The 18,784-nt window shown below is 65.5% G+C and carries 16 protein-coding genes; 7 read left to right on the forward strand and 9 right to left on the reverse strand.

Going from position 1 to position 18,784, the window contains the following annotated elements; all coding sequences use genetic code 11:
• Window positions 1–61 precede the first annotated feature (61 nt).
• The 3 genes from zwf to tkt all read right to left on the reverse strand — a co-directional run bounded on the left by zwf (window position 62) and on the right by tkt (window position 4,900).
• Complete coding sequence (gene zwf, locus A5788_RS08065; RefSeq protein ID WP_064870778.1) at window positions 62–1,597, reverse strand: glucose-6-phosphate dehydrogenase; 1,536 nt, start codon at window positions 1,595–1,597, stop codon at window positions 62–64.
• 5 nt (window positions 1,598–1,602) lie between these two features.
• Window positions 1,603–2,724, reverse strand: coding sequence for a transaldolase (tal, locus tag A5788_RS08070; protein WP_064870777.1), 1,122 nt, complete (start codon window positions 2,722–2,724; stop codon window positions 1,603–1,605).
• A gap of 97 nt (window positions 2,725–2,821) precedes the next feature.
• Window positions 2,822–4,900: a transketolase gene (gene tkt / locus A5788_RS08075; RefSeq protein ID WP_064870857.1), complete on the reverse strand. Its 2,079-nt coding sequence runs from the start codon at window positions 4,898–4,900 to the stop codon at window positions 2,822–2,824.
• A gap of 329 nt (window positions 4,901–5,229) precedes the next feature.
• Here tkt and A5788_RS08080 point away from each other — a divergent pair, with 329 nt between their 5' ends.
• Window positions 5,230–6,225 (forward strand): heme o synthase, encoded by a 996-nt coding sequence (locus A5788_RS08080; RefSeq protein WP_064863169.1) that lies wholly within the window; start codon window positions 5,230–5,232, stop codon window positions 6,223–6,225.
• Between the two features lie 27 nt (window positions 6,226–6,252).
• Here the strand turns inward: A5788_RS08080 and A5788_RS08085 are convergent, their stop codons facing one another.
• A complete protein-coding gene (locus A5788_RS08085) occupies window positions 6,253–7,215 on the reverse strand; it encodes a quinone oxidoreductase family protein (RefSeq protein ID WP_005202755.1) in 963 nt (320 codons plus the stop codon).
• Between the two features lie 54 nt (window positions 7,216–7,269).
• Entirely contained in the window at window positions 7,270–7,788 is a 519-nt protein-coding gene (locus A5788_RS08090; protein WP_005202757.1) for a phosphoribosyltransferase, read from the reverse strand.
• An 80-nt stretch (window positions 7,789–7,868) separates the two neighbouring features.
• On the opposite strand from A5788_RS08090, the gene A5788_RS08095 reads away from it, so the two are divergent.
• Complete coding sequence (locus A5788_RS08095) at window positions 7,869–8,261, forward strand: hypothetical protein (RefSeq protein ID WP_005202760.1); 393 nt, start codon at window positions 7,869–7,871, stop codon at window positions 8,259–8,261.
• Window positions 8,262–8,283: 22 nt separating this feature from the next.
• Here A5788_RS08095 and A5788_RS08100 read toward each other — a convergent pair whose 3' ends face one another.
• The 4 genes from A5788_RS08100 to mptB all read right to left on the reverse strand — a co-directional run bounded on the left by A5788_RS08100 (window position 8,284) and on the right by mptB (window position 13,010).
• Complete coding sequence (locus tag A5788_RS08100; RefSeq protein ID WP_064870776.1) at window positions 8,284–9,345, reverse strand: COX15/CtaA family protein; 1,062 nt, start codon at window positions 9,343–9,345, stop codon at window positions 8,284–8,286.
• On the reverse strand, window positions 9,342–10,148 hold the full coding sequence (locus A5788_RS08105; protein WP_064864415.1) for an ABC transporter permease: 807 nt from the start codon (window positions 10,146–10,148) through the stop codon (window positions 9,342–9,344). The genes A5788_RS08100 and A5788_RS08105 overlap by 4 nt, the downstream gene beginning before the upstream one ends.
• On the reverse strand, window positions 10,145–11,116 hold the full coding sequence (locus tag A5788_RS08110) for an ABC transporter ATP-binding protein (protein ID WP_064870775.1): 972 nt from the start codon (window positions 11,114–11,116) through the stop codon (window positions 10,145–10,147). Before A5788_RS08110 ends, A5788_RS08105 begins: the two co-directional genes overlap by 4 nt.
• Window positions 11,117–11,234: 118 nt before the next feature.
• Window positions 11,235–13,010, reverse strand: a complete 1,776-nt coding sequence (gene mptB, locus A5788_RS08115; protein ID WP_064870774.1) for a polyprenol phosphomannose-dependent alpha 1,6 mannosyltransferase MptB — start codon at window positions 13,008–13,010, stop codon at window positions 11,235–11,237.
• 117 nt (window positions 13,011–13,127) lie between these two features.
• Here mptB and A5788_RS08120 point away from each other — a divergent pair, with 117 nt between their 5' ends.
• The 5 genes from A5788_RS08120 (at window position 13,128) to A5788_RS08145 (ending at window position 18,784) form a co-directional block, all read left to right on the forward strand.
• Window positions 13,128–13,901: a helix-turn-helix transcriptional regulator gene (locus tag A5788_RS08120; RefSeq protein WP_051993727.1), complete on the forward strand. Its 774-nt coding sequence runs from the start codon at window positions 13,128–13,130 to the stop codon at window positions 13,899–13,901.
• Window positions 13,898–15,331: a Fe-S cluster assembly protein SufB gene (gene sufB, locus A5788_RS08125; protein WP_005202775.1), complete on the forward strand. Its 1,434-nt coding sequence runs from the start codon at window positions 13,898–13,900 to the stop codon at window positions 15,329–15,331. Before A5788_RS08120 ends, sufB begins: the two co-directional genes overlap by 4 nt.
• The gene (sufD, locus tag A5788_RS08130) at window positions 15,331–16,518 is read left to right on the forward strand and encodes a Fe-S cluster assembly protein SufD (protein ID WP_005202777.1); all 1,188 of its coding nucleotides are present in this window, start codon (window positions 15,331–15,333) and stop codon (window positions 16,516–16,518) included. The genes sufB and sufD overlap by 1 nt, the downstream gene beginning before the upstream one ends.
• A 205-nt stretch (window positions 16,519–16,723) precedes the next feature.
• Window positions 16,724–17,497, forward strand: a complete 774-nt coding sequence (sufC, locus tag A5788_RS08140) for a Fe-S cluster assembly ATPase SufC (RefSeq protein WP_005202779.1) — start codon at window positions 16,724–16,726, stop codon at window positions 17,495–17,497.
• Between the two features lie 3 nt (window positions 17,498–17,500).
• A complete protein-coding gene (locus A5788_RS08145; RefSeq protein ID WP_005202783.1) occupies window positions 17,501–18,784 on the forward strand; it encodes a cysteine desulfurase in 1,284 nt (427 codons plus the stop codon).

Below are 18,784 nucleotides of genomic sequence, written 5' to 3' on the forward strand. Positions count from 1 at the left end.
CAGTGCCTCCTCGGCGCGGGCGGGGGATGCGGCAAAAACCGGACGATCGGGCTCGGCCGGGTCAGGGTCGACGCCACGTTCGTCCGGTGCGGGCCATCATTTCGTCGGCGGAGTCGGGTCCCCAGGTGCCCGACTCGTAGGTGTCGGGACGCCCGGACTGCGCCCAGTGGTCGAGGACGGGATCGAGGATCTTCCACGACAATTCGACCTCGTCGTTGACCGGGAACAGCGACGGCTCACCGAGCAGCACGTCGAGGATCAGCCGCTCGTAGGCCTCGGGAGATGCTTCGGTGAACGCCGTGCGGTAACTGAAGTCCATGTTGACGTCGCGGACCTCCATGCTCGACGCGGGCACCTTCGACCCGAACCGCAGTCTGATGCCCTCGTCCGGCTGCACTCTGATCACGAGTGCGTTCTGCGACAGCTCCTCGGTCATCGTCTTGTCGAACGGAAGGTGCGGTGCACGCTTGAAGACCAGTGCAATCTCGGTCACCCTGCGGCCCAAGCGTTTTCCCGTGCGCAGGTAGAAGGGCACGCCCGCCCAGCGTCGTGAATCCACCTCGAGCGCGATCGCCGCGTAGGTCTCGGTGATGGAGTCGGCGCTGAACCCTTCCTCCTCCAGGAGTCCCGGGACCTTCTGGCTGCCCTGCCAGCCCGGCCCGTACTGGCCGCGCGCAGTGTTCTCGTCGAGAGGCAGGATGTTGCTCGTCGCCGAGAGCACCTTGATCTTCTCGGCCTGTAATTGCTTGGGCTCGAACGAGATCGGCTCCTCCATCGCGACCAGTGCCATGAGTTGGAGCAAATGGTTCTGGATCACATCGCGCGCGGCACCGATGCCGTCGTAATAGCCGGCACGTCCGCCGAGGCCGATGTCCTCGGCCATGGTGATCTGGACGTGGTCGACGTAGTGCGAACTCCACAGCGGATCGAACAGTTGGTTCGCGAAGCGCAGCGCGAGAATGTTCTGCACCGTCTCCTTGCCGAGGTAGTGGTCGATGCGGAACACCGACGACTCCGGGAACACGGCATTGACGATGGCGTTGAGTTCCTTCGCCGACTGCAGATCGTGGCCGAACGGCTTCTCGATCACCACGCGGCGCCAGTTGTCGCCCTCCTCGGACGCCAACCCACTGCGCTCGAGTTGCTCGCAGACCGTCGGGAAGGCGTTGGGTGGAATCGACAGGTAGAACGCGTGATTGCCGTCGGTGCCGCGCTCCTTGTCGAGGCGCAACAGCGTTTGCTGCAGACGATCGAACGCGGCGTCGTCGTCGAAGGAGCCCTGAACGAAGCGGAACCCCTCCGACAGCCGCTCCCACACCTCCTCCCGGAACCCGGTGCGGGCATGCTCGCGTACGGCGTCGTGCACGACCTTCGCGAAATCCTCGTCGTCCCAGTCGCGTCGGGCGAACCCGACCAGCGCGAACGAGGGCGGCAGGAGGCCGCGATTGGCGAGGTCGTACACCGCGGGCATCAGCTTCTTGCGTGCGAGATCTCCGGTGACACCGAAGATCACGAGACTGCACGGGCCTGCGATGCGGGGGAGGCGCTTGTCACGCGGGTCGCGGAGCGGGTTCTTCCATCCCTCGGTGCCTGCCACCTACGTCAGCTCTTCTTCGCGGCGGAGAGCTGCTCCTCGGTGGCACCGAGGAGATCGGTCCAGGCGTCGACGAACTTCGACACGCCCTCGTCCTCGAGGACCTTGAACACGTCCGAGAAGTCGACGCCGACAGCGGCGATCGCGTCGAAGACCTCACGCGATTCCTGCGCGCGGCCCACGATCGACAACGTGTCGACCCAACCGTGGTCGGCGAACGCGTCCATGGTCTTGCGCGGCATGGTGTTGACGGTGTTCGGTGCGACGAGTTCGCTGACGTAGAGCGTGTCGGCGTAGTCGGGATTCTTGGTTCCCGTCGATGCCCACAGCGCCCGCTGCGGCAGCGCTCCCTGTTCGCGGAGTGCGGCGAATCGGGAGTCGATCTCGAACGCCTGCTGGTAGGCGTGGTAGGCCAGGCGAGCGTTCGCGAGTGCGGCAGAGCCCTTGAGCTGCACGGCCTGTGGCGTGCCGATCGCGTCGAGGCGCTTGTCGACCTCGGTGTCGACGCGGGAGACGAAGAACGACGCAACCGAGTGGATCTTCGAGATGTCGTGTCCCGCAGCGAGTGCGGCGTCGAGTCCGTTCAGGTAAGCGTCGATGACCTCCTGGTAGCGCTCGACCGAGAAGATCAGGGTGACGTTCACGCTGATGCCCTCCGCGAGGGTGCGGGAGATCGCGGGCAGGCCCTCCTTGGTCGCCGGGATCTTGATCAGCGCGTTGGGACGGTCGACGATCTTCCACAACTCCACGGCCTGCGCGGCGGTGTTGTCGGTGTCGTGTGCAAGACGCGGATCGACCTCGATCGACACCCGACCGTCGAGTCCGTTCGTGCTGTCGAAGACGGGCTTGAGGACGTCGCAGGCGTTACGGACGTCGTCGGTGGTCAGCGTCCGGACCGCACTGTCGACGTCGGTGTCGCGCGCGGCCAGTTCGTTGATCTGGTCGTCGTACGCGGTGCCCTTCGACAATGCGGCCTGGAAGATCGACGGGTTGGTCGTCACACCGACCACCGACTTGGTGTCGATCAGTTCCTGGAGCTGTCCCGAGCTGATCAGATCTCGGGACAGGTCGTCCAGCCACACCGAAACCCCGGCTGCGGACAATTCTGCGAGCTTCTCGTTCTGTGTCACGGTTCTCTCCTCCGGCAGTGCGTTCCTTGTGGGAGCGCCTCTAGTGGGTGTGCCTCGGTTGGGATTTCGATGTTCAGTTGTGGATCTCGTCCGGTGATCAGCCCGCCACTGCGCGTAGCGACGCCGCGACGACGGCTTCGGCGGTGATGCCGAACTTCTCGAAGAGGACCTTGTAGTCGGCCGATGCGCCGTAGTGCTCGAGCGACACGATCTGATCGCCGTTGCCCACCCAGCGGTACCACGGCATCGCGATACCAGCCTCGACCGATACCCGTGGCACTGCGGGAGGCAGCACCGAGTCGCGGTAACCCTGTGGCTGTTCGTCGAACCACTCCATGCTCGGCATGGACACCACGCGGGCCGCGATTCCCTTCTCGGCCAAAGTCTTCTGTGCCTCGAGTGCCAACTGCACCTCGGAGCCGGTGCCGATGATGACGACCTGCGGGTCGTCGTCGGAGTCGCTGAGCACGTAGGCGCCCGCGGCGACTCCCTCGACCGACGTTCCCTCGAGGACCGGGACGTTCTGTCGGGTGAGCACCAGGCCGACGGGATGGTTTCGACGCGTCAGGAGATGCGCCCATGCCGCTGCGGTCTCGTTGGCATCAGCGGGACGTACGACGTCGAGGTGGGGGATGGCACGCAGCGCGGCGAGATGTTCGACGGGCTGATGGGTCGGGCCGTCTTCGCCGAGTCCGATCGAATCGTGCGTCCACACGTAAATCGGATCGATCTCCATGAGTGACGCCAGCCGGACCGACGGACGCATGTAGTCGGCGAACTGGAGGAACGTACCGCCGTATGCCCGTGTCGGTCCGTGGAGCACGATCCCGGAGAGCACGGCGCCCATCGCATGCTCGCGAATGCCGAAGTGCAGTGTGCGGCCGTACGGATTGGCCGACCACTTCTTCGTGGAGATCGCGGTCGGGCCGAACGACGCCGCCCCGTCCATGGTGGTGTTGTTCGAGCCTGCGAGGTCGGCCGAACCGCCCCACAGCTCGGGCAGGATGCCGCCGAGTGCTGAGAGCACCTTGCCCGACGCCGCGCGGGTCGCGAGGTCTTTGTCGCCGGGAGCCCACGTCGGGATCACATCGCGCCAGCCCTCGGGCAGCTCATGTGCATACAGGCGGTCGAACAGCTTCTTGTTCTCGGGGTTGGCGCCTGCCCAGGCGTCGAACGCCTTGGTCCACGATTCCTTGGCCTCGATCCCGCGCTCGACGAGTTTGCGGGTGTGGCTGATGACCTCTTCGGAGACGTCGAAGTTCTTGTCCGGATCGAATCCGAGAGCTTCCTTGGTCTTGGCGACCTCGTCGGCGCCGAGAGCCGAGCCGTGGACGGCGCCCGTGTTCATCTTGTCGGGAGCGGGGTAGCCGATGATGGTGCGCACGCAGATCAGCGACGGCTTGTCGGTGACCTTCTTGGCCGCCTCGATTGCCGCCTCGATCGCGACGACGTCCTCGCCGCTCTCGACCGTCTGCACGTGCCAGCCGTATGCCTCGTAGCGCAGCGCGGTGTTCTCGCCGAGCGCGATGGTGGTGTCGTCCTCGATCGAGATCTGGTTCTGGTCGTAGAACACGATCAGGTTGCCCAGCTCCTGGGTGCCCGCGAGCGACGACGCCTCGGACGTCACGCCCTCTTCGATGTCGCCGTCGGAGGCGATGACGTAGATGAAGTGATCGAAGGGGCTGGCTCCTGGCGCGGCGTCGGGGTCGAAGAGGCCACGCTCGTAGCGCGACGCCATGCTCATGCCCACGGCTGACGCGAGTCCCTGACCCAGCGGACCCGTCGTGATCTCGATGCCCTTGGTGTGACGGAACTCGGGGTGTCCCGGCGTCAGCGAATCCCAGGTGCGGAGCGCTTCGAGGTCGCCGAGTTCGAGTCCGAATCCGCCGAGGTAGAGCTGGATGTACTGCGTGAGGCTCGAGTGTCCACACGACAGGACGAAGCGGTCACGACCGACCCAGGTGGTGTCGACCGGGTCGTGACGCATGACGCGCTGGTAGAGCGTGTAAGCCAGTGGAGCGAGACTCATCGCGGTGCCGGGGTGTCCGTTGCCGACCTTCTGGACGGCGTCGGCAGCAAGAATGCGAGCCGTGTTGACCGCGCGCGTGTCCACGTCGGACCAGTCCTCGGGGTAGGCCGCCTCGGTGCGTTCGCGGATCTCGTCGGTATCAGCCACGTGTGCCGTCTCCTGTACGTGTTGGGGTGCCTGCGTGATGCGTGTGGTGCTGGTGCGTCGGGCGAACGCCAACTCGCGGGCGTTACGTCCGAGTGCTGATGCAGGGCCTTTCGACCCACGATGACCAGAGTAATCGGCCGGTGCCGTCGGTGTGGGGGGTGGCCGGTAACGATCGTCATGTCAGCCGGTCTTCGCAGGTCGGCTACGGCGCGGAGCCTCAATTCTTTGATCGAACACCCCAGCGTCTACCATGCTGAGTAGTAGTCGGAAATGCCCGCGAGCCGAATCGTCGGCGGGGCAGGGGAGTTGACGTGAGGATCGGTGAGCGTGTGAGCGGAGATGGTTCCGCCACTTCTCGCGGCACGTCCGAGGTGGATTCTGACCGCCCCGTCAGCGAATCGAACACGACCGCCGACACGAGTTTCGTTGCTCGCGTACGCGGCACGGTGATGGCGTACATCGCGCTCACCAAGCCTCGTGTCATCGAATTGCTGCTGGTGGCGACCATCCCGGTCATGCTGCAGGCAGATCGTGGACACGTCGACCTCAGAATCATCGCGTTCACGCTGCTCGGTGGTTGGTTGGGTGCGGCGAGCGCCAATACGCTCAACATGGTCGTCGACGCCGACATCGACAAGAAGATGCGACGCACCGCCAAGCGTCCGCTCGCCCGTCACGCGGTGACGAGAACCAATGCGTTGATCTTCGGATTGCTGCTCTGGGTGGCGTCGTTCGCTGTCCTGTGGTGGTCGGCGAACCTTCTGAGTGCGCTTCTCGTATCCGCCACGATCATCTTCTACGTCGGGGTCTACACCCTGATCCTCAAGCGCCGCACCTGGCAGAACGTGGTGTGGGGCGGTGCAGCCGGATGCATGCCGACGCTGGTCGGCTGGGCGGCGGTCACGGGTTCGCTCAGTTGGCAGCCGATCGTGCTGTTCGGTGTGATCTTCTTCTGGACGCCGCCGCATACCTGGGCACTGGCGATGCGCTACCGCGAGGATTACAAGGCCGCAGGCGTGCCGATGCTGCCGGTGATCGCCACCGAGGAGCACGTCACCCGCCAGATCCTCATCTACACGTGGCTCACCGTGATCTGCTCGTTCCTGCTCATCGGAGCTGCGAGCTGGATCTACGCCGGCGTCGCGGTGTTGGCAGGCGTGTGGTTCCTCAACCGTGTGCACAAGCTCTACCGCGACACTCGACGCGGCGTCGAGGTGGCACCGTTGAAGGTGTTCCTGCAGTCGAACGAATACCTCGCGGCGCTGTTCTGCGGACTCGCCATCGACGCCGTCGTCAACCTGCCGACCATCGCCAGCTACTTCTGACGAGTGGCCGCAGGTTTCGTGACCGCCTCACGGAATGAGTGCGGTTGCTCCCGTGGTGATCCGGTTCTCCAGGTCGGTTTGGGCCTGCGCGGCGTCGGCAAGGCGATATTCCTGGCCGACTCGGGCATCGAGGCCGTCGAGAACGGCGTCGAAATATTCACCCGAACGCCACCGCAATTCGTCCGTGTTCGCGATGAAATGGCCGAGCGTCGGGCGCGTCACCGACAGTGAGCCCGCCGGGTTGAGCCGCTGGATATCGAACGGCGGGACAGGTCCGCTCGCCGCCCCGAACACGACGACGATCCCGCGCACCGCGGTCGAGGCCAGTGACTGTTCGAAGGTGTCGGCTCCGACGCCGTCGTACACCACCGGCACGCCCTTGCCGTCGGTGAGTTCACGGACCTGTCCGACGAGGTCGTCACCGTATCGCAGGACGTGGTCGGCGCCTGCCTGCGTCGACAACGCTGCCTTCTCGTCTGTCGACACCGTGGTGATCACCGTGATGCCGCGACGCTTGGCGAGCTGCGTCAGGATCAGGCCGACGCCGCCGGCGCCCGCGTGGAGCAGGATCGTGTCACCGGAAACCGGGTGTGCGCTGCCGTCGAGCAGATAGTGGGCGGTGAGGCCGCGCAGCATCGTCGAGCCTGCAACGACGTCGGGAACGCCGTCGGGGACCGGGATCGCGCGGGCGGCGCGCACCGCGACGAGTTCGGCGTACGAACCGGGCGCGTCGACCCACGCGATTCGTTGGCCCGGCTCGAGGTCGGTGACCTCGCTGCCGACCGCGATAATCTCTCCCGCACCCTCGGTGCCCGGGACGTAGGGCGGGGTCGACGGGTACATGCCGCGTCGTAGATAGGTATCGATGAAGTTGACCCCGATCGCGCTGGTCCGCGCGATCACCTCGTCGGGAGCGGGGATGGGGTCGTCGACCGTCCCGTAGTTGAGCACCTCGGGACCGCCATGATGTGTCACCTGAATTGCGCGCATGAGTCGTTTCTACACGGCGCCGAATTCTGGCCGTCGCCGGTACCGAACGCCGCGCTAGGGGTTTGATTCGCTGCTGGAGTTCCGCGTGCCGACGACCGGCGGGTCGACCGACCACGGGAAGTTGATCCACTTGTCCGTGGTGCGCCAGCAATAGTCGGGAGTCGTGATGGTGTGCGGCTTCTGGTAGATCACCGCATTGCGGACCTCGGCGACGCGACCCTGCTGCTCGCAGAAGTCGTCGACAAGTTTGAGCGTCTTTCCGGTGTCTGCGACGTCGTCGACGACCAGCACCCGCTGATCGTGCAGGCCGCTGCTCTCGAGCAGCGAGGGGAGCATCACGGGCTCGGACAGCGTCTCACCGATGCCGGTGTAGAACTCGACGTTGAGCGAGAGCATCAGCTTGCAGTCGAGGGCATATGCCATTGCTCCGGCGGGGATGAGACCGCCGCGGGCTATCCCGATGATGATGTCGGGGACGTAGCCGTCGTCGGCGACCATCTGAGCAAGCTCGCGGCAGGCGACGCCGTTGAGTTCCCAGGTGAGGATTTCGCGCTCCTGCGCGGGCGAGTTCATAGATGACAACTCTGCCAAGTCTGCGGCTGCCGCACACCTCGGATGGGCCACCGGCCGCCGGTCGGTATGCTCTACAGACCATGAGCGACGAGCAGAACACCGAAACCGCCGAGAGTGACAGCGTCGAGAGCTCGGCAGCGCCGGTCAAGGCGCCTGCCGCGGTCGTCGCGTCGATCAAGAAGTTCGTCGCCACCGAAGGTGGGGCCGCGAAAGCCGTCCTGCAGCCCATCGGCACCGCCGGGGTGCGCATCACGCTCGTCGGGGAGTCCAACGGATACCTCGGCGACCGGGTCGTCGACGACGTCGCGACCGCGCATGCCGTCGTCGACGCCGTGCCCGGCCTTGAAATCGGGGAGTGGGATCGGGAACTGACGTCGAAGGCGACCGTGTCGCCCGAGCACTATCGCAAGATGGCCGGCTGGGTTGCCCACTCCGAGCACTTCCCCAAGGCGCGCAACAGCGCGATCATCTGACGGTTCGGCGGGGCGGTCCCGATCAGTTGACGGGTGCGTCGCCGCGTTCGCGCTGGCCGACCTGGTCGGTTTGATCCCCGCCCGATAGTTGAGCACTGTCCGCTCGCTGATCACTGCCGAACCACAGCACGAGCCACGTGGCGCCGATCATCAGCAGCGCGCTACCGAGCATGTGCGCGATGACCAACGCCATCGGAAGGTAGGTGGCGTACTGGATGCCGCCGATCACGCCCTGCAGTGCAAGCAGCCCGACGTAGATGAGCGCGGCACGGGTCTGCGGCAGTTGGAGAACCCGTGCGGTGACGGCCACCGCCAACGCCAGACCCACCAGCACGAACACGAAGTCGGCGTGCAGCTGCGTCATCGCGCCCGGGTCGAGTCCGTTGCGCGGCGCGTCGGCGTCACCCGCGTGAGGGCCCGATCCCGTGACGACGGTCCCTACGTAGATGGTCGCCCAGGTGAGGACATAAATCAGCCACGACAGGGCGCTGCCGAGGCGGGCCGCCACGATGTTCGTCGTCTTGTCACGCTCGTGCGGCGAGGTCCGGAACACCAGAACGGTTGCCAACGACACCAACGCCATCGACAAGACGAAGTGCAGCGAGACGACCCACGGATTCAGATCGGTGAGCACCGAGATGCCGCCGATGACTGCCTGGAACGGGATGCCGAGCGCGATGAGTGTTGCCAGCCAGCGGTCGCCGCGCGTCGAGCCGCGTCGACGGAACACCGCGAGCCACGTCCCGATGGCCACGACGACCAGGACCCAGGTGAGCATCCGGTTGCCGAACTCGATGGCTCCGTGCATCCCCAGCGCCTGATGTGGAACGAAGGAACCGTCGGTGCACTGGGGCCACCTCGGGCAGCCGAGACCGGAACCGGTGAGGCGTACCGCGCCGCCGGTGACGACGATGCCGACATTGACGACCAACTGTGCGATGGCCCAGCCATAGACCGAACGCGCCGTCGGGTCTGCGAATCCGGGGACGCGGCCGAACAGGCCACGACGCCGGGTCGTGGTGTCCTGCGATGCGGCATCTGGGGATTCGGGGGAGCGCTCGGTACGCGTATCTGACGTCGTCATTGGAATCGGAACCACCTCACCGCCAGCGCAGAGCCGATGGCGGCCCAGGCCAGCAAAACCACTACGCCGAAGACGTCGACACGCCCATCGGCAGCTTGTTGCAGCGCTTCGGTCAACGCGCCGGATGGCACCACGCGAGCCACCCACCAGACCGAGTCGGGTACACGCGACGACATCACGACGAGGCTGCCGATGCCCAGCATCGCGAACCACAGAAGATTGGCCAGCGCCAGGACGATCTCTGCCTTGAGTGTTCCGCCGAGCAGCAATCCGAGAGCGGAGAACGCAGCCGTGCCCAGCGCGATGATCAGCGCGCCGATCAGCAGGCCGACGGGTTCGGGACGCCATCCGAATGCGACGCCGATCAATCCGAGCAGGATCGCCTGTGCGATGACGACGATGACGACTGCCATCGCTTTGCCCGCGATGATGCCCCACCGCGGAATCGGCGTCGCCCCAAGCCTTTTCAGTGCGCCGTACCGTCGGTCGAACCCGACGGCGATGGCCTGTCCGGTGAATGCGGTCGACATGACCGCGACGGTCAGGATGGCTGGCACGAAGGTCGCCGCGCGTTCGGCGTTGGTCGTGCCGAGGTCGGTGTCGAGGGGTAGCAGACACAATCCGATCAGCAGGGTGATCGGGATGAACATCGTCAGCAGCAACTGCTCGCCGTTGCGCAGCAGCAGGGTCAACTCGAGCCGCGTCTGCGCGGCGAGCATCGCGGGAAGCGACGCGGGTTGCGGGTGCGGGGCGAAGGTTCCCGGCGGGAACTGCGACGTCGACCGTGTGCGTGCGGCGGTCATCGACGTAACTCCCGTCCGGTGAGGTCGAGGAAGACGTCCTCGAGGCTGCGGGTCTCGACGCGCAGATCGGTGGCGAGAACGTTGATCTTGGCGCACCACGCGGTCACCGTCGCCAACACCTGTGGTGTCACGTCGCCGCTGACCAGGTAATTGCCCGGCAGTGGTTCGGTACAGCGATAGTCCTCGGGCAGCGCGAGTTCGAGCATCGTCAGGTCGAGCCCGCGCGGTGCGGTGAACCGCAGTTCGTTCTCGGCCCCGCGACTCGTCAGCTCCGCCGGGGTGCCGTTCGCCACGACCTTGCCGTGGTCGATGATCACGACCTGGTCGGCGAGTTCTTCTGCTTCGTCCATGAGGTGGGTGGTGAGCAACACCGAGACGCCGTCTCCGCGCAGACGGTCGATGATCTCCCAGACCACCAGGCGTGCCTGGGCGTCGAGTCCTGCGGTGGGTTCGTCGAGGAAGACCAGTTCGGGTCGGCCGACGATGGCACACGCGAGCGAGAGCCGCTGCTGCTGACCACCGGAGAGGCGTCGGAACGGGGTACGCGCGGCCGATTCGAGACCGAGAGCGTCGAGCAGCCAATCGGGATCGATGGGGTCGGCTGAGTACGCGGCGCACAGCCGCAGCATTTCCTCGGCGCGAGCACCGGGATAGGCGCCGCCACCCTGCAGCATGACGCCGATCCGCGTGCGGAGTCTGTCGTTGTCGCGCCAGGGGTCGAGGCCGAGCACCGACACGCTGCCCTCATCGGCGTGCAGGAACCCCTCACAGATCTCCACCGTCGTGGTCTTGCCCGCTCCGTTGGGGCCGAGGAGCGCGAGGACGGTTCCGGACTCCAGATCGAGGTCGAGCCCATCGACGGCGGCCCGGTCGTCGTAGCGTTTCACCATTCCGCGAACGCGCACCGCGGCGTCGGGTTTTGTCGTCGAGCCCGTCGAGACGGATCCGCGAGAGCGACGATCGGTCATCGGATCGTCTGCCGGCGATGGTGAAGGTGAAGCCGTGCTGCGCACACGCCAAGACTATGCGGTGAGGGGTGCTGGAGAGAAAACGGTGCTGCTCCCGACGCCCCCGTGCCCGACGTCGTCACGCGTCGGTGTTCGACGTCGAGCGGCTGCGTCTGTGCCGGGTGAACGGCAGATCCTCGAAGAACAGCGCCGTCAGTATCGCGACCATGATCACACAGGCGAGCAGGCCCTGCGCGAGCACGACGCCGCTCGTGTTGGAACTTGTCGGCATGACCACGATCGCGATGATCGCCGACGCCGCGATGCTCAATACGCGGAACCATGGACCGGTCGCCCACGCGGCGAGGGGAATGACGGCCCACAGCAGGTACCAGGCCTGCACGAACGGGAAGAACAAGACGACGGTGGCCATCGCGATGCCGAGCCCGCCGAGCGGGTGGAGTCGTCCGGCGAGCGTCGCCAGCATCCAGCGGACGACGAAAATCGCGGCGATGAGCTGCCCGATCGGGCGCGCGACGTCGAGGATGGCCTGCGTCTGATCACCGAGACCGAGCCACACGCCGACTCTGCCGGTACTCACCGACATCAACGTCGGCATCGACATCCAGGATCGGACGATCTCGCCCGTCGACAGCGTCGTCGTCCACCCGAAACCGAGTCCTGTGCCGGCACAGATACCCACGACGACTATGGCGAGAATCACGAAGAGGAAGGCTGCAGACGCCGCGAGAGCGCGCACCGAATCCCGCGACCGCGACCACCAGGTACTCACCGGAGCATGACGAAGTGCGGGCAGCGTGGCGCCCCACCGTCTCGCGAGGGCGACGCCGACGAATCCGAGGGCGAGCATCGATGTGACTTTCACCATGGACGACGCCGCGATCACCGCCGTGCCCGCGATGAGCAACCAACCCGCCTGGGTCGGCCAGAATCCGGAGCCTCGCAGCCTCCCGCTGCTGTAGATCCCCGCGAAACACAGCTCCAGTCCGACGAGCATCAGGCCGAGCATGAGCGCCTCGTTGTGGATGCCTCCGACGAGGTGCAGGATCACGAGCGGATTCATCGCGCCGAGCCACAGCGCGGCAACTCCCGACACCCCGCAGCGCCGTGCGAGGCGGGGCAGCGCCCAGACGATCAAGCCAACCCCGAGCAATGCCACGAGTCGATGCAGGAAGATCGCCGCGGTGATGTTGTCGCCGGTGATCTTGGTGATGCCCTCACCGATCCAGATGAAGAACGGACCATACGGCGCGGGGGTGTCACGCCAGAGATTGGGTACGGATCGCGTGAGGACGTCGTCGACGCCGAGTCCGCGAACAGGACTCACCGAGTACGGATCCATGCCGCGTTCGGCGATGGCGCTCTGTGCCAGATAGGAGTAGATGTCCTTGCTGAGCAGGGGTGGAGCGACGAGGATCGGGGCGATCCAGAGCAGCAGCGTGCAGTCGGCCTGGCGTCGGGTCATGCGCCGCTGCGGGCTTCGACCCTCCAGCACCTCGACGCTGAACCGGCCGACCGCGAAGCGTCCGATCATCAGCCACGCGACGACGAGCATCAGCGTTCCGCCGATCGACATCGTCAGCGCCGTGCTCCACATCCGGGACGGCAGCGACAGGAGGCGCATCCCCGCGACGGGGTTCTGCAGCACGGGGATCTGACCGGTACCCAGCGAACCGATCAGCAGGAGCACCGAACCGGTGGCTCCGAAGATCTTGATCCGGAAGAGTCGCCGATTTTCCTCCGCGTTGAGTGGGCCGACTTCCTGCTCGGTCTCGTGCAGTGTTGCCACCGACCGGCCGTAGTCGCCCGTCGTGTCCGAATCCGTGTCGGCTTCTCGCGCAGACTTCAGCCCGAGGTACGTCGCAGCACGACGCAGGACACTGGTTTCTGACACGAGACGACTGTAATGGTTGCCTCGTCGTGTCCTTCCGACGCCGCACCCGAGTCACCGCTTAGGTCACCCTTGCTGGAAGCGGGGAAGTAATTACGTCACACTGGCGTTGTGAAAACCATGCGGAGTGATGCAGTGCTGTCTGCCGACAGCGCCCGTCCCGGTGTGGTCGCCGATCCAGGAGCCATGCACGCCGACGGGCAGACGCGTGCTGCCGTGGTGTCGCTGCTCGTCGAAGACGGGCCACTGACCGCGGGAGAGATCGCCGAGCGGTTGGGTATCAGTCCAGCAGGCGTGCGTCGTCATCTCGACGCGCTCGTCGATGCCGGTGATGCCGAACACGCCTCGCCCGGTTTCGGCCGGGGCGGTGAGCGCGGTCGGGGCAGGCCTGCGAAGTGGTTCCAATTGACGGCGACCGGTCGCGGAAAGCTTCAACACGCATACGACGACCTCGCCGGGGCAGCCATGCGCAAGCTCCGCGAGATCGCCGGTGAGGAAGCGATCGGCGAGTTCGCACGTGACCGGATCGAGGGCATCGTCGACGGGGTACGTCCCGTAGCGGAGTCCGGCTCGGTCGCCGACACCGTCGAAGAGATCGCCGACGCTCTCACCAGCGCCGGTTACGCCGCCAACACCAGATTGGTCGGCTCCGGCGTCCAGATTTGCCAACATCACTGCCCCGTGGCACATGTCGCGGCTGAGTTCCCCGAACTCTGTGAGGCAGAAACCGCGGCGTTCACCGAGCTTCTCGGTACGCACGTACAACGTCTCGCGACGATCGCCAACGGCGATTGCGCGTGTACAACGCATGTCCCCCTGATGATCGGCGACAACCAGCCCGGCAATGACGCCGTCGCCGACCCGAAGCAGACGAGTCGAAAGGCCCAGCGATGACAGTTACAGATGGACAGGCTCCATTGACCCAAGAGGAGACCATCGCCTCACTCGGCACGTACGGATACGGGTGGGCCGATTCCGACGTCGCAGGAGCGAGCGCGCAGCGTGGACTCTCAGACGCCGTGGTCGCCGACATCTCGTCGAAAAAGAGCGAACCGGACTGGATGCTCGAGAACCGCCTCAAGGCGCTGCGCATCTTCGACCGCAAGCCCATGCCGCACTGGGGTGCCGAGCTCGACGGCATCGACTTCGACAACATCAAGTACTTCGTGCGCTCGACCGAGAAGCAGGCCGCTTCCTGGGACGACCTGCCCGAAGACATCAAGAACACCTACGACAGGCTCGGCATCCCCGAAGCCGAGAAGCAGCGTCTCGTCGCAGGCGTCGCGGCGCAGTACGAGTCCGAGGTGGTCTATCACCAGATCCGTGAGGACCTCGAGCAGCAGGGCGTGATCTTCCTCGACACCGACACCGGTCTCAAGGAGCATCCCGAGCTCTTCCGCGAGTACTTCGGATCGGTCATCCCGGCGGGCGACAACAAGTTCTCCGCGCTGAACACCGCGGTCTGGTCGGGCGGTTCGTTCATCTACGTGCCCCCGGGCGTGCACGTCGACATCCCGCTGCAGGCCTACTTCCGGATCAACACCGAGAACATGGGCCAGTTCGAGCGCACGCTGATCATCGTCGACGAGGGTGCCTACGTGCACTACGTCGAGGGCTGCACCGCACCGATCTACAAGACCGACTCACTGCACTCCGCCGTCGTCGAGATCATCGTGAAGAAGGGTGGACGCTGCCGCTACACCACCATCCAGAACTGGTCGAACAACGTCTACAACCTGGTCACCAAGCGTGCCAAGGCCGAGGCGGGCGCCACGATGGAGTGGATCGACGGCAACATCGGCTCGAAGGTCACGATGAAGTACCCGGCAGTCTGGCTGACGGGCGAGTACGCCAAGGGCGAGGTGCTCTCCGTCGCATTCGCCGGTGAGGGTCAGCATCAGGACACCGGATCGAAGATGGTCCACCTCGCGCCGCACACCTCGAGCAACATCGTCTCCAAGTCGGTGGCACGCGGCGGCGGACGAGCGTCGTACCGCGGTCTGATCAAGGTCAACAACGGTGCGCACGGCAGCCGTTCGACGGTGAAGTGCGACGCACTGCTCGTCGACACCATCAGTCGTAGCGACACCTACCCGTACGTCGACATCCGCGAGGACGACGTCACGATGGGTCACGAGGCCACCGTCTCCAAGGTCAGCGACGATCAGCTCTTCTACCTGATGAGTCGCGGACTGACCGAGGACGAGGCGATGGCCATGGTCGTGCGCGGATTCGTCGAGCCCATCGCGAAGGAACTCCCGATGGAGTACGCGCTCGAACTCAACCGCCTCATCGAACTCCAGATGGAAGGAGCCGTCGGCTGATGGCTGATCCGACAATCCCGGTCTCGGTTCCGGGCAGCACAGTCGCGCCCGTCAACAAGGGTGAGTTGTTCACCTCATTCGACGTCGAGGCGTTCGAGGTTCCCAGCTCACGTGAAGAGGCGTGGCGATTCACCCCGTTCCGACGCTTGCGCGGTCTGCACGACGGCAGCGCGACGGCCGACGGACAGGCAACTGTCTCGGTCACCGGCGCAGGTGACGGCGTCACCGTCGAGACCGTCGGACGCGACGACAAGCGACTCGGTCAGGGTGGAGTGCCGTTCGATCGCATTGCGGCGCAGGCGTATTCGTCGTTCACCGAGGCTACGGTCATCACCGTCGCCCGCGAGGTCGAGGTCGGCGAGCCGATCGTGATCACACTCGAGGGCCCCGGCGTCGACAAGACGGCGTTCGGTCACGTGCAGATCCGCCTCGAGCCCTTCGCGCGTGCGGTCGTCGTCCTCGACCAGAAGGGCAGCGGAACCTACGCGGAGAACGTCGAATTCATCGTCGACGACCAGGCAGCGTTGACCGTCGTCAACGTCCACGACTGGGCCGACGACGCCGTGCATGTCGCAACGCACCACATCAAGGTGGGTCGCGATGCCGTGCTGCGTCACTTCGCGATCAGCCTCGGCGGCGACCTCGTCCGCCTCTCACCGCTGGTCCGCTACGCGGCGCCGGGCGGCGACGTCGAACTCTGGGGTCTGTACTTCGCCGATGCCGGACAGCATCTCGAACAGCGACTCCTCATCGACCACAACCAGCCGAACTGCCGCTCCAACGTGGTGTACAAGGGTGCGCTGCAAGGAGATCCGTCCGGCGACCGCAGTCGTGAGGCGCACACGGTCTGGATCGGCGACGTGCTGATCCGTCCGGAAGCCGAGGGCACCGACACGTTCGAGCTCAACCGCAACCTGCTGCTCACCGACAACGCGCGTGCCGACTCGGTGCCGAACCTCGAGATCGAGACCGGCGAGATCGTCGGCGCAGGCCACGCCAGCGCCACCGGCCGATTCGACGACGAGCAGCTGTTCTACCTGCAGGCCCGCGGCATCCCGGAAGACCAGGCCCGACGCCTCGTCATCCGTGGATTCTTCGGCGAGGTCATCGCCAAGATCACGGTGCCCGAACTGCGCGAACGTCTCTCCGCCGCCATCGAACACGAACTCGAGATCTCCGGCGCCTGATCGCGCGTGGACCGCTGATCGAGCTTCAACCCGCTGATCGAGACCGAACCCGCCGATCGAGACCGAACCCGCTGATCGAGACCGAACCCGCTGATCGAGACCGAACCCGCTGATCGAGCTTGTCGAGATCACCGAACCCGCCGATCGAGCCCCGAACCCGCTGATCGAGCTTGTCGAGATCACCCAGCCCCAGAAAGAAAGCCACATGAGCACACTCGAAATCCGTGACCTGCACGTCGACGTCGCGCAGTCCGACACCGACGCCGAGCCGATCCACATCCTCAAAGGCGTCGACCTGACGGTGAAGTCGGGGGAGACCCACGCACTGATGGGCCCCAACGGCTCCGGCAAGTCGACGCTCTCCTACGCGATCGCAGGCCACCCGAAGTACAAGGTCACCAGCGGCACCATCACCCTCGACGGCGAGGACGTGCTGGAGATGAGCGTCGACGAGCGCGCCCGCGCAGGTCTGTTCCTCGCGATGCAGTACCCCGTCGAGGTTCCCGGCGTCTCGATGTCGAACTTCCTGCGCACCGCGGCGACCGCCGTCCGTGGCGAGGCTCCCAAGCTGCGCCACTGGGTCAAGGAGACCAAGGAGGCGATGACCGCACTCGAGATCGATCCGTCGTTCGCCGAGCGCTCGGTCAACGAGGGCTTCTCCGGTGGCGAGAAGAAGCGTCACGAGATCCTGCAGCTAGACCTGCTCAAGCCGAAGTTCGCAATCCTCGACGAGACCGACTCCGGCCTCGACGTCGACGCGCTGCGCGTCGTCAGCGAGGGCGTGAACACGTACAAGGCCGAGGAAAACGGCGGCATCCTGCTGATCACGCACTACACGCGAATCCTGCGCTACATCAAGCCGGACTTCGTGCACGTGTTCGTCAACGGTCGGGTCGTCGAATCCGGTGGGCCCGAGCTGGCCGACGAGCTCGAAGAGAACGGTTACGTCCGCTTCACGACGGCTGCTGCGGCGGGCTGAGCCATGTCGACGGAGACCGTGGCCGACAAGGCTTCGACGCTCGACGTCGACGCCATCCGTGCCGATTTCCCGATTCTGTCCCGCACGGTGCGCGACGGAAAGCCGTTGGTCTACCTCGATTCCGGTGCGACCTCGCAGCGTCCGGTCCAGGTGCTCGATGCCGAGCGTGAGTTCCTGACGACCCACAACGCCGCGGTGCATCGTGGCGCGCATCAGCTCGCAGAGGAGGCCACCGACGACTACGAGGGCGCCCGCGAGAAGATCGCCGCCTTCGTGGGTGTCACCGCACCCGAGACGGTGTTCACCAAGAACGCGACCGAGTCGCTGAACCTGGTCACCTACACGCTCGGCGACGACCGCAGCGCACCGCTGTTCGGTGGTCGACAACTCGGCGAGGGCGACACAGTCGTCATCACCGAACTCGAGCATCACGCGAATCTCGTTCCGTGGCAGGAGCTATGCCGACGTACCGGCGCGACCCTGCGCTGGTACGGCGTGACCGACGACGGCCGCATCGACCTCGATTCACTCGAGCTCGACGACACCGTGAAGGTCGTCGCGTTCACGCACCAGTCCAACGTGACCGGTGCCGTGGCCGACGTCGACGAGTTGGTTCGCCGAGCTCGTGCTGTCGGTGCGCTCGTCGTGCTCGACGCCTGCCAGTCGGTTCCGCACATGCCAGTCGATTTCCGTGCGCTCGACGTCGATTTCGCGGCGTTCTCCGGGCACAAGATGCTCGGACCGTCGGGTGTCGGTGTGCTGTACGGCAAGGCAGAGCTTCTTGCTGCGCTGCCTCCGTTCATCACCGGCGGATCGATGATCGAGACCGTCACGATGGAGGCAACCACCTACGCCGATCCGCCTCAGCGGTTCGAAGCAGGCGTGCCGATGACCTCGCAGGTCGTCGGATTGGGTGCGGCCGTCGACTATCTGTCGGCAATCGGGATGGATGCTGTTGCCGCGCATGAGCATTCGCTCGTCGAGCACGCACTGCATTCGCTCGGAGAGATCGAGGGACTGCGCATCGTCGGACCCACGACGACCGAAAACCGCGGTGGTGCAGTCTCGTTCGTCGTCGACGGCATTCACGCACACGACCTCGGGCAGATCCTCGACGACGAGGGTGTCGCGATCCGCGTCGGACATCATTGCGCATGGCCGCTGCACCGACGTTTCGATGTTGCGGCGACGGCCCGTGCGTCGTTCGCGGTCTACAACACGCATGACGAGGTCGACGCTCTCGCCGCGGCAATCGTCAAGGCGCAGAAGTTCTTCGGAGTCGCCTGA

Origin of the sequence: Gordonia sp. 852002-50816_SCH5313054-c (genome assembly GCF_001665925.1) — a bacterium.
Classification (GTDB): domain Bacteria; phylum Actinomycetota; class Actinomycetes; order Mycobacteriales; family Mycobacteriaceae; genus Gordonia; species Gordonia jacobaea.

Excerpts from the sequence above, each read along its gene's own strand:
- sufC (WP_005202779.1), top strand. The coding sequence starts at position 16,724 with ATGAGCACACTCGAAATCCGTGACCTGCACGTCGACGTCGCGCAGTCC.
- A5788_RS08085 (WP_005202755.1), bottom strand. The coding sequence starts at position 7,215 with ATGCGCGCAATTCAGGTGACACATCATGGCGGTCCCGAGGTGCTCAAC.
- A5788_RS08145 (WP_005202783.1), top strand. The coding sequence starts at position 17,501 with ATGTCGACGGAGACCGTGGCCGACAAGGCTTCGACGCTCGACGTCGAC.
- A5788_RS08105 (WP_064864415.1), bottom strand. The coding sequence starts at position 10,148 with ATGACCGCCGCACGCACACGGTCGACGTCGCAGTTCCCGCCGGGAACC.
- sufB (WP_005202775.1), top strand. The coding sequence starts at position 13,898 with ATGACAGTTACAGATGGACAGGCTCCATTGACCCAAGAGGAGACCATC.
- A5788_RS08120 (WP_051993727.1), top strand. The coding sequence starts at position 13,128 with ATGCGGAGTGATGCAGTGCTGTCTGCCGACAGCGCCCGTCCCGGTGTG.
- A5788_RS08110 (WP_064870775.1), bottom strand. The coding sequence starts at position 11,116 with ATGACCGATCGTCGCTCTCGCGGATCCGTCTCGACGGGCTCGACGACA.
- sufD (WP_005202777.1), top strand. The coding sequence starts at position 15,331 with ATGGCTGATCCGACAATCCCGGTCTCGGTTCCGGGCAGCACAGTCGCG.
- A5788_RS08090 (WP_005202757.1), bottom strand. The coding sequence starts at position 7,788 with ATGAACTCGCCCGCGCAGGAGCGCGAAATCCTCACCTGGGAACTCAAC.
- A5788_RS08095 (WP_005202760.1), top strand. The coding sequence starts at position 7,869 with ATGAGCGACGAGCAGAACACCGAAACCGCCGAGAGTGACAGCGTCGAG.
- A5788_RS08100 (WP_064870776.1), bottom strand. The coding sequence starts at position 9,345 with ATGACGACGTCAGATACGCGTACCGAGCGCTCCCCCGAATCCCCAGAT.